Source organism: Paracoccus sp. S4493 (genome assembly GCF_000967735.1).
Classification (GTDB): domain Bacteria; phylum Pseudomonadota; class Alphaproteobacteria; order Rhodobacterales; family Rhodobacteraceae; genus Paracoccus; species Paracoccus marcusii.
This window is the reverse complement of the sequence record NZ_JXYF01000100.1, coordinates 1-10,518: the sequence shown is the minus strand read 5'-3', so window position 1 is coordinate 10,518 and position 10,518 is coordinate 1. Positions and strand designations below refer to the sequence as shown.

Here is a 10,518-nt window from a genome sequence, read left to right as displayed (position 1 = left end):
AAGTTGTAGGCCGGCGGGGGCGACGAGGTCGCCCATTCCAGCGTGCGCCCGTCCCAGGGATCGCCGCTTTCGTCCACCAGCTCCTTGCGGCGCCAGATCGAGACGCCGAACTGCATCAGCATCGCACCGATGCCGCCCGCGACCATCGCGACGCCCAGGCCGGATATCGCGAACCAGATCCACAGGTCCGGGTCGTCGAACACGCGCATCCGCCGCGTCACGCCCATCAGGCCCAGGATGTAGAGCGGCATGAACGCGAACCAGAAGCCCACGACCCACAGCCAGAAGCTGATCTTGCCCCAGAAGACGTCCAGCTGGAAGCCGAAGGCCTTGGGCCACCAGAAGTTGATGGCCGCGAACAGGCCGAACAGCACGCCGCCGATGATCACGTTGTGGAAATGCGCTACCAGGAACAGCGAGTTGTGCAGCACGAAGTCCGCGGGCGGCACGGCCAGCAGGACCCCCGTCATGCCGCCCACGGTGAAGGTCAGCATGAAGGCCACCGTCCACATCATCGGCAGGTCGAACCGGATGCGGCCGCGATACATGGTGAAGATCCAGTTGAACAGCTTGGCCCCCGTGGGAACCGAGATGATCATCGTGGTGATGCCGAAGAACGCGTTCACCGACGCGCCCGACCCCATCGTAAAGAAGTGGTGCAGCCAGACCAGATAGCTGAGGACCGTGATGCAGACGGTCGCATAGACCATCGAGGTATAGCCGAACAGCCGCTTGCCCGAGAAGGTCGCCGTGACCTCGGAGAAGACGCCGAACAGCGGAAGGATCAGGATGTAGACCTCGGGGTGGCCCCAGATCCAGATCAGGTTCACGTACATCATGGCGTTGCCGCCAAGATCGCTGGTGAAGAAGTTCGTGCCGACATAGCGGTCCAGCGTCAGCAGGACCAGCGTGACCGTCAGCACCGGGAAGGACGCGACGATCAGGATGTTCGTGCAAAGCGCCGTCCAGGTGAAGATCGGCATGCGCATGTAGTCCATGCCGGGCGCGCGCATCTTGATGATGGTCACCAGCAGGTTGATGCCCGACAGCGTCGTCCCCACGCCCGCCACCTGCAGGCCCCAGATGTAGTAGTCGACCCCGACCCAAGGGCTGAAGCCGATGCCCGACAGCGGCGGAAAGGCCAGCCAGCCGGTCTGCGCGAACTCTCCCACGAACAGCGAGGCCATGATGATCACCGCGCCGCCCACCGTCATCCAGAACGACAGGTTGTTCAGGAACGGGAAGGACACGTCGCGCGCGCCGATCTGCAGCGGCACCAGATAGTTCATCAGGCCGGTGATGAAGGGCATCGCCACGAAGAAGATCATGATGACGCCATGCGCCGTGAAGATCTGGTCGTAGTGGTGCGAGTTCAGGTAGCCCTCGGACCCGTTGAAGGCCAGCATCGACTGCAGCCGCATCATCACTGCGTCGGCAAAGCCCCGCAGCAGCATGATCAGCGCCAGCACCATGTACATGATGCCGATCTTCTTGTGGTCCACGGTGGTGAACCATTCGTGCCACAGATAGCCCCACAGGCGATACTTGGTCAGCACCGCCATGAGGCCCGCACCGCCGATCGCGACGACGACGAAGGTCGCCCACACGATGGGGTCCTGGGGAATTGCGCTGAGGTTCAGACGGCCAAGAAGAAAGGTCGTGCTGTGGTCGATCGTGGCCATGGTTCTTATCCTGTCTCTCGGCTCAGAGCTCGTCGGCGTCGGGGTCGCGCGACAGGCCGGTCAGCACCCGGGCGGGGCGGCGCAGCATGTCGACCAGCCCGGTGCCCGGATGGTCCAGTCCGTGTCCCCGCAGGGGCGCGGCGTCGACGGGGGGCGGCGGCAGGTCCGCCCGCAGCGTCAGCATCAGATCCTCTTCGGCGGGCGAACAGAACCCGCTGACGTAGAAGGGTTCCCAACCCAGGGTGGGCGCGCGCTCTCCGCGCTGCGCGACGCGGTCCTGGACCAGCGACTGCATGTTCATGGTGCCGGCCAGGCCCGTGCCGCCCTGGCGGTCCAGATCCATCATCTCTGCCATGCAGATCTTGCCGTCCTCGACGCACATGTTGACCACGCGCGGGAACAGCTGCGCATCCACCGCGCCATAGCGGTGGGGCGCGACGTTCTCGGAGGGGCGCGCCAGGTCCAGGTACTCGGCTCGGTCCAGCTCTCCGCCGGCCTCGCGTGTCTCGGCCGCCCACTGGTCGAAGTCGGCGTCGGTGACGGCATGGGCCTTGAACCGCATGCCCGAGAAACCCGCCCCGGAATAGTGCGACGCCATGCCCTGGAACGTGCCCTCGGCATTGAAGATGCCGTGCAGCGTCGTCTCCATCCCCGGCATCGAATAGATCATCCCCGCCATCGACGGGATGTAGAACGCGTTCATGACCGAGGACGATGTCAGGCGGAACTCGATCGGGCGGTCCACCGGCACGACCAGTTCGTTGACGCTGGCCACGCCCTGTTCGGGATAGATGAACAGCCATTTCCAATCCAGCGACACCGTCTCGACCACCAGCGGGGTCTGGTCCGTCAGCGGCGTGTCCGCCGAGACGCGCTGGATGGGACGGTACGGGTCCAGGTGGTGCGTGCCCACCCATGTCATCGCGCCAAGCGCGATGATGATCAGCGCGGGGATCGCCCAGATCACCAGTTCCAGCTTGGTCGAATGGCTCCAGTCCGGGGCATAGCTGGCATCGCGGTTCCGGGCGCGATAGCGCCAGGCGAACAGCACGACCAGCACCAGCACGGGGATGATGATGATCAGCATGATCCCCGTCGCCCAGACCAACAGGTCGCGCTGCTGGGCCGCGATATCGCCGGTGGGGGCCAGGACCTCGGCCTTGCAGGCCGAGAGCGCCATCAGGGGGATCAGCCAGGGGGCTCGCTTGATTATCCGCATCATAGCTTCATCAATCCGGGTCAATGGCACGGCCGTCTGCGCGCCGGGTGATTCGCCTTCGAAAGTCGAGACGGGGTTTTGAAGGCAGGCGGTATTGCGTCGGGGCGGCGGGCGACATTGGACAAGTTGACCTATGACAACTTGTCCAATTCCAATCCGACCGTGCCACGGGCAAGGGAGCGGGTGCCCGGATCATTCCGGCCGTGCACCCCGCGTCAATGCAGCATCTATCAGGAGGCGTCTTGCCATGGCGACGTCAACCCACACCGGCTCCCGGCTCAATACCGGCCAGGACGCGGACGACCACCACGTCTCTCCCTCCGACATCGCGGTCGGCGTGATCATCGGCCGCACGTCCGAGTTCTTCGACTTCTTCGTGTTCTCCATCGCCTGCGTGCTGGTCTTTCCGGCGCGCCTGTTCGGCTTCCTTGACCCGGTCGAGGGGACGCTTGCGTCCTTCGTGCTGCTGGCGCTGGCCTTCGTCGCGCGTCCGGTGGGGACGGTGATCTTCATGGCCGTCGACCGCGCCGTCGGGCGCAAGGGCAAGCTGACGGCCGCGCTGCTGCTGCTTGGGACGTCGACGGTCGCGATGGGCCTTGTGCCCAGCTATGACACGCTTGGCTGGTGGGCGATCGCGATCATGGCCCTGCTGCGGATCGGTCAGGGCCTGGCCCTTGGTGGAACCTGGGACGGTCTTCCGTCGCTGCTGGCCCTGTCGGTCAGTCGCGAAAAGCGCGGCTTCTATGCGATGATCCCGCAGCTTGGGGCGCCCATCGGCCTGGCCGTGGCCGCATTGCTCTATGCCTATCTGCTGATCAACGTCTCGGCGGACGAATTCGTGGACTGGGGCTGGCGCTATCCGTTCTTCGTGGCCTTCGCCATCAACGTCGTCGCGCTGTTCGCCCGCCTTCGGATCGTGGCATCGCCCGAATTCGACGACATGCTGAACTCCAGCGAACTGCGCCCCTCGCGCATCCGCCCGACGCTGAAGCAGGACGGCAAAAGCATGATCCTGGGCATCTTCATGCCCTTGGCCAGCTTTGCGATGTTCCACATGGTCACGATCTTCCCGCTGTCCTGGGTGTTCCTCTATTCGAACGATCCCCCCGAGGCGGTGCTCTATTCGCTGATCTGGGGTTCCGTCGCGGGGATCGTTTCGATCGTGGCCTCGGGCTACATCGCCGACAAGATCGGCCGGCGTCGCCTGCTGATGCTGGGTGCCCTGGCGATCGGCGCCTTCGCCGTCCTGGGCCCTCTGCTTCTGGCCGGCGGACGCGAGGGAGCCACGACCTACATCGTGCTGGGCTTCGTCCTCCTGGGCCTCAGCTTCGGGCAAAGCTCTGGCGTCATCGCCTCGCTCTTCGGCAAAAAGAACCGCTACACCGCCTCGGCACTGGTGGCGTCGCTGTCCTGGATGTTCGGGGCGGGCTTCGCCCCCCTGACGGCCCTGTCGATGTCCAGCGTGCTGGGCCTGTGGGCCGCGGGCGTCTATCTCGGATCTGGCGTGATCTGCACCGTGATCGCGATCCAGTCGTCCCGCAGGGGCCAGATGGAGATCACCGACGAATAAGATCCCGCCGCGTCTTTCGGCGCGGCGAGACCTTGCACACGTGCCGCCCGGACAGCTTCGGCCTTGTTCAGGCGGCGTCGATACCATCCGTGTCGGCCTCTGGTCCAAGACATGAGGGGTGATCTTCTGGCGCGCAGACCGACGGTCCGGCCAAGGCGGTTTCGACGTCAGGAAAATGCATTTCGCTTTGCAGGACCCATCGCGCCTCTTTCATAAGCGAAGGTTTCTGACGTTCAGCACAGATTTTCTTTTGCCGTCCGGTACCATCTGCTGAGCACAGAATGACCGCGACCCACCGGTACGCAGATTGGACGGTGTCATCACGCCACCCCTGTCCATGCTAGAAAAATTGAATGGGCGCAGTTGCCTCGCCTGTTCTCCCGGCACGATTTGACGTGCCTCGCGCCTGTTCACCCATGACGTTGGCGGTGAAGGGGTGCCCTCAAATTATGCGGCAGGGTCTAGACCGACCAGCGATGCGGCGTCTCCGTTTCCGGTCTGCCGCCCCGCGATATCGCGGTCTGGCAGAACCGACCCCGAATGCTCAGACGGCGCCGAAACCGGCGATCAGTCTTTGAAACGCGCTCTCTCCCATGATCTGGATGGAATGCCCCGCATCCCGCATCTGCACGGCTTTCTGGTGCTTGGCGCTGCGCAAGGCGCCGTCGTGTTCGAGCAGGTCCTGATCCCCCACGACAAGATGGGTGGTCTGCCGTGTCACACCTGCCCTGACATCCATCCCGGATCGCGCCGCCATGTCGGCCGCCATTGCGCGCGGCATGCCAAGCGTGCCCGTGAAAACCACTGTTGACCCCGCCAGCGGCCCCGCGGGATTTCCCGCCAAAGTGATCGCAGGCGGCTGGCGCTTTTTCACGACCGGCTTGATCAGGTCGTCGAAGGGCAGGCCCAGGCGGCGCTCGGCATGCTGCACGACCATGGCCGCCGCGCGGGCGTCCTCTCCCGCGTCGTGGTGGTGGAACCGAAGGTTCAGCACGCGTTTGAGGTTTGCCAGCCCATGCCCTCCGTTCCCCTTCAATTCGGGCCAAGCCCGCCTTGCGATCGTGACGCTGTCGCTCCAGCGCAGATCGGGAACGTCCAGGCCGCAGGTCCGGCAGGCGGCATTCATCGCCTGCTTGTCAAAGTTGCTGTGCTGCACAAGCTGATGGCGCGTCAGCAGGGGCAGCAGCATCTCCAGCGCCTCGGCAAAGCCGGGGGCCTGTGCCACATGGTCCGGACCGATGCCGTGCAGGCGAATGTTGAACGAGTCGAATCGCGACCTGGGGTTGACCAGCATCGAAAACGTCTGGATTTCGCCATCCGGCTGCACGCAGGCCAAGCCGATCTGACAGATGCTTGCCGCGTCGCTGCACGCCGTCTCGACGTCCAGCGCGACGAAGCGAAAGTTGCCCACGGGAACCTGATCGGCATGGCCGAAGGCTGGCCTGGCAGCCTGCAGATCGATCCCGGACGTTGGCAGACCGCGACCCGCCCCACGTCGATCACCAGGGTGTGCGTCGGGCATGGTCCCGAAAGGCCGATCGAACCGGGTCATGCAAATCCTCGCCACCAAGGCCGTCGCGTCACGTCAGACGGCGCCGCCAACGTCGGACATCTGCCGGCACGGTGCAACCGCTTCGCAGCGTCAGTTCAGCCGCGATGCATTGATGATCGGATGCCCTCCGGTTCGCCTGACCAGATACCACGATTGCAGTGCAGCCTCGTCCCTCGTCAGACAACCCTGCCCCCGCAGGCCGACGCCAAGCCCGGCGGCGACTATGCAAACCTACCCCTGAAGTTGGGCAAAAGGCGTGCCGGGGATCGGCACGCCTTTCCGATCTTCAGGCGACCAGCGCCTTTCTGTTGCGGGCATGGCGTTCCGCTAGCTTTCGTGCCAGCCGCCCGGTCAGCATGGGGCGCACGGCCGCACGCGACGTTCCATCGGCCAGGTCCGGGAACAGGGCCAGGATTTCGGCACGCGCCTCGACGGGAACCGCCTTCAGCGCCTCCTGTCCTGTGTGAAGCGACTCGGTCTCCGCACCGTTGGACAGGACGATCTGGTGGTCGTCGAACAGGAAGTGGACATAGGTCACCTCGGCCAGATCGTCGGCCACGTCGATGCCGTCGGCGGCCGTCAGCTGCTTGGCGGCGACCAGGACCTCGGGCGCGCCGACCATGCGCGTGGCGATCTTCGATCGCACCAGGATGCGGTGCTGTGGCGAGACGATCAGGTCGCTGCTGGGCAATGCCTGGCCCAAGGCGCCGGCGCGGATGCGGATGGGCGCAAGTGCGGGCCGATCCGCCAAGGCGGCCGCATCGATGACGCGCTGACCGATCCAGCGGATGGGCTGCGCGCCGTTGTCGCGGGTCATCACCAAGTCGCCCACCTTCAGCGCACCGGCCGGCACGGGACCGTCCACCGTCTGGATCAGCGCGTCCGACCCGAAGCACAGAACCGAGGTCGAGCCTTCGGTCAGCTGCGCCGCCGTCACCGCCGTTCCGCCGTTCTGGATCCTCAGCGTGACGTTTTCGGCAAAGCCTGCATCGGTCCGGATGCTGTTCAGCACTCCGTCATCGGCCTGGTCCGCCCTGAGCCAGCCCAAGGCGGAGTTGTAGGGTGTCAGCCCCGCCGACACCCGCTGCGCATTGATGATCGCCAGGTTGTCATCGTTGTAGAAGGCCGTCAGATCCACGCTATCGTTGTTAGCCGGGTCGCCGGTCGTAAAGTCGGTGATGAGATCGCCGTTCGACACGACGAAGACGTCGTTGCCCGCACCACCCGTCAAGGTGTCGGCACCAGGGCCGCCGTCCAGATAGTCATTTCCGTCGCCACCCAGAAGAACGTCGTTGCCGGCGCCCCCCAGCAGGCTATCGTCGCCGGTGCCGCCGCTCAGCTGGTCGTCGCCCGTGCCACCCAGCAGGGTGTCGTTGCCCGCACCCCCGGCGACGGTGTCGTTTCCGGCCCCCGCATCGACATAGTCGGTGCCCTCACCCGCATCGACAAGGTCCTGCCCGTCCCCCGCGTTGACGACATCCGCACCGCCACCCGAGACGATCGTGTCGTCGCCCGCCCCGCCATCGATCGTCTCGGCACCAAGGCCGCCGGTAAAGCTGTCATTGCCCGCACCCAGGGCGAAGCTAGCGGCCGAGGTGTTGGTGGCCGCGTTGACCGTATCGGCACCCACGCCTGTAGTAATCGCCTCGATGGTGTTGAAGCTGGCCGTGCTGCCACCGTTGGCAAACGTGCCGGTGCCGTTGGTGAACGTGACCGTGGACGCGCCCGTCAGCGTGGCACCTGACAGCGTGTCGTTGCCTGCGCCGCCGGTGATTGTGTCGCTGCCGAACGTTCCGGTCAGGTTGATCAGGTCGTCGCCGTCGCCCGCATTGATGGTATCCGCGCCGGAACCGCCCGCGTTGATCGTGTCCGCCCCGGCGCCCGTGGCAAAGCTTCCCGCGGCGGTCCCGCTGATGGTGACCGTATCGGCGCCGGCGCCGGTGGTGACGGCCTCGATGGTGTTGAAGCTGGCCGTGCTGCCTCCGCTGGCAAAGGTGCCGGAGCCGCCGTTGAATGTGACGGTGGACGCGCCCGTCAGTGTCGCCCCGGACAGCGTGTCGCTGCCCGCGCCGCCGGTGATGGTGTCGTTGCCGAACACCCCGGTCAGGTTGACCAGGTCGTTGCCCTCGCCCGCGTCGATCAGATCGTTTCCAAGGCCGCCGTCGATGGTGTCGTTGCCCGCGCCCGCGCGGATACGGTCATCGTTGAAATTGGTGCCCGCGCTGGTCAGCCCGTCATTGCCGTCGACCCGGTCGGAGCCGCCGGCGGCAGGCTCAACATAACTGGGACCAATCAGGTCGGCGCCGGCCGTGCCATCGACAAAGCCATCGTCGAATATCCCAAGCTGGCGGTCGATCAACAGATTGACGTCATTATTCGCCACCGAATCCAGCCGGATCGACTGGATCGGCTTGAGCGTCAACGCCGCGTTCGAACCCGTGGCCGGCGGCGGCGCAAGAAACAGTTCGCCCGTTTCCGCCTGCACCACCAGCAGCGTCACGTTCGACGCGGTCGATCCATCCGCATAGGTGACGGTGCCGTTGTAATTGACCAAGGCGTCAAAGTTGAAGGTCTGGACTCCGGCGCCAATGTTGGTCGTAAAGCGATCCGCCAATGTGCCGACGGCCGTATCCGTGTCCAGCGCGTTGTCACTGCCGCTGCGATTGATCATCGTTGCAGAGGTGATGCTGTTGTAGAGCGGCGCGCCCTGCGAACCGAACACCCGGGGCCCCGAACCGGACGCGGCGGTCAGGAGGCTGGATGCGTTTTCTGCGCCGGCAATTATCTCTGACGGGTCGACCGTGACGATGCCGCCGGTGGCGTTGCGGGGCGTTCCAAGCGAGATCCAGTTGAAGGTCGTCGGCATGATGTATCCTGTGTCCAGCCCATGGTCCGGGCATGATGAAGAGACACCGCGGATCGCGGCGCCGGCTCAGACATGAATGTGCACTAGGTACGAAGGGGCAGACGGGTCCGCGAATGCGGCCTTTCCCGGAACTGCCCGGCAGTCTGCGTCATGGAGGGCTGTCGCCGTGGCGCATGTCTGCGGATTGCAGGGGGGTGCGGAGTTTGGACAGGCAAGCGTGCAACCTTTGCAATCGGGTTGTTGTCAGTCGGTGGTCGGCTTTGCTCGACCACCACCATGAAGGTTCGGCGTAGCAAGACACCGTTAACCAATCAACTCACGATTGTATTTGTCGGCACATTTGTGCCGGCGATGGCGAAATCGTTACCATTCACCAGACAACGAAGCGACGGCCCCCATAGGCTTTATGGTCACCGCAGGACGTTTGGTACGGTGTGCTTGCCATCCCATTCAGCCAGCCGCACCCCAAGATGGATGACATAGCGGGCAACGGCGCTGTGCGCATCGTCAGGCGCCAGATATCCATCCAGCGTCAGATAAATGGCAGCCGCATTCCGATATTCTTCCTCTGAGGTGATTTCAGCAGCCCCACCATAAAGGTCGAAATAGGAGAGGATGGGATCAACCTGAGTTTCGGGCACGCCCGCGGCCACGAACCGGTCGCGCAGTTCACGATCGATCATCAATCACCCAGGTAGCGCGCGGCCCTGTAACCCGCACCTCACTCAACCGTTCATTCATTTCGCGGCATTCTCCATCACCGCGTGGCTAGGTAGCGCTTCCCACCGTTGTAAGGTCAAGACACCCACGACACTGCGATCAATTGTGATCGCTTTGTCTATCCTAAAGCGACGTGTCGGACGTCATTGGAAGGACGTTGCTCCAAAAATCGAAACTGTCGTAAGTTTTGCATATTATTTTTCGCTCTATAGTAAGCAGTCTCAGGATGCCGCGAGCTGGTCTAAGATATTGCGAACTATTCGGGCAGCGGCCGAATCAATTGCAAATTAAGTTCCGGGAAACTGAGTTCAGCTATCCAAACTTCGGTCGACAATCAGCCTGCGGCTGAACCCAATTAGCATTGGCACCATCCGGCCGCTTGCATCAAATTTTCATTGTTGATTCAGCCTAAAACTATCAAGTCGTGATGCCTGCGAGGAGCATACCGTTTTCGTGTACGGATACCTTAGCAATGGGCAATCAGCTGTTGCGATGCGCCGAAGTGTTGAAACCGGTGTAACACCCCGATCGTGACGCTCCCAACGTGTTCCGAAACATACCGACAAGCGCCAACTTCAGATTGCAGGCCATAATCCATCTCGTGGAACACATCAGGTGTTCATCTTGTGGAGGTACGTACAGGCCAATGCACAGCATTCGATAACAGGAACGCTTTCACGTGAAAAGCATGCGATGGCGGCAGGCCACGCCTGGAAGTGCACTCGATCTGAGGTTCCAAATAAAACAGCCTACCTGCAGGCCGTGGTGGGTAGCAGGAAAGAAAGCAACGTCGCGACAAGATGCAAGTCAGGGCGGCGGTGCGGAACGCAATAACTGTCTGCTCGACGTTCCTCCTGCTTCGGTTCAGATAAAAATCCTTCTCCTGGAACTGAGGTGCTCCCCATTCCC

The 10,518-nt window shown here is 63.4% G+C and carries 6 protein-coding genes; 1 reads left to right on the top strand and 5 read right to left on the bottom strand.

The window, feature by feature from the left end:
* A partial coding sequence (locus tag TW83_RS13325) for a cbb3-type cytochrome c oxidase subunit I (protein ID WP_045983267.1) occupies positions 1-1,682 on the bottom strand: 1,682 nt, incomplete at its 3' end.
* Between the two features lie 22 nt (positions 1,683-1,704).
* Positions 1,705-2,904, bottom strand: coding sequence for a ubiquinol oxidase subunit II (gene cyoA / locus TW83_RS13320; RefSeq protein WP_052714887.1), 1,200 nt, complete (start codon positions 2,902-2,904; stop codon positions 1,705-1,707).
* Between the two features lie 244 nt (positions 2,905-3,148).
* On the opposite strand from cyoA, the gene TW83_RS13315 reads away from it, so the two are divergent.
* Positions 3,149-4,471, top strand: a complete 1,323-nt coding sequence (locus TW83_RS13315; protein WP_045983266.1) for an MFS transporter — start codon at positions 3,149-3,151, stop codon at positions 4,469-4,471.
* Between the two features lie 544 nt (positions 4,472-5,015).
* Here TW83_RS13315 and TW83_RS13310 read toward each other — a convergent pair.
* The 3 genes from TW83_RS13310 to TW83_RS13300 all read right to left on the bottom strand — a co-directional run bounded on the left by TW83_RS13310 (position 5,016) and on the right by TW83_RS13300 (position 9,572).
* Positions 5,016-6,023 carry an exonuclease domain-containing protein gene (locus tag TW83_RS13310; protein ID WP_239441345.1) on the bottom strand — a complete coding sequence of 336 codons (1,008 nt, stop codon included), beginning with the start codon at positions 6,021-6,023 and terminating at the stop codon, positions 5,016-5,018.
* 286 nt (positions 6,024-6,309) lie between these two features.
* Entirely contained in the window at positions 6,310-8,889 is a 2,580-nt protein-coding gene (locus TW83_RS22325; RefSeq protein ID WP_045983265.1) for a Hint domain-containing protein, read from the bottom strand.
* A 410-nt stretch (positions 8,890-9,299) separates the two neighbouring features.
* On the bottom strand, positions 9,300-9,572 hold the full coding sequence (locus tag TW83_RS13300) for a hypothetical protein (protein WP_045983264.1): 273 nt from the start codon (positions 9,570-9,572) through the stop codon (positions 9,300-9,302).
* Positions 9,573-10,518: the final 946 nt, after the last annotated feature.

Excerpts from the sequence above, each read along its gene's own strand:
- TW83_RS22325 (WP_045983265.1), bottom strand. The coding sequence starts at position 8,889 with ATGCCGACGACCTTCAACTGGATCTCGCTTGGAACGCCCCGCAACGCC.
- TW83_RS13310 (WP_239441345.1), bottom strand. The coding sequence starts at position 6,023 with ATGACCCGGTTCGATCGGCCTTTCGGGACCATGCCCGACGCACACCCT.
- TW83_RS13315 (WP_045983266.1), top strand. The coding sequence starts at position 3,149 with ATGGCGACGTCAACCCACACCGGCTCCCGGCTCAATACCGGCCAGGAC.
- cyoA (WP_052714887.1), bottom strand. The coding sequence starts at position 2,904 with ATGATGCGGATAATCAAGCGAGCCCCCTGGCTGATCCCCCTGATGGCG.
- TW83_RS13300 (WP_045983264.1), bottom strand. The coding sequence starts at position 9,572 with ATGATCGATCGTGAACTGCGCGACCGGTTCGTGGCCGCGGGCGTGCCC.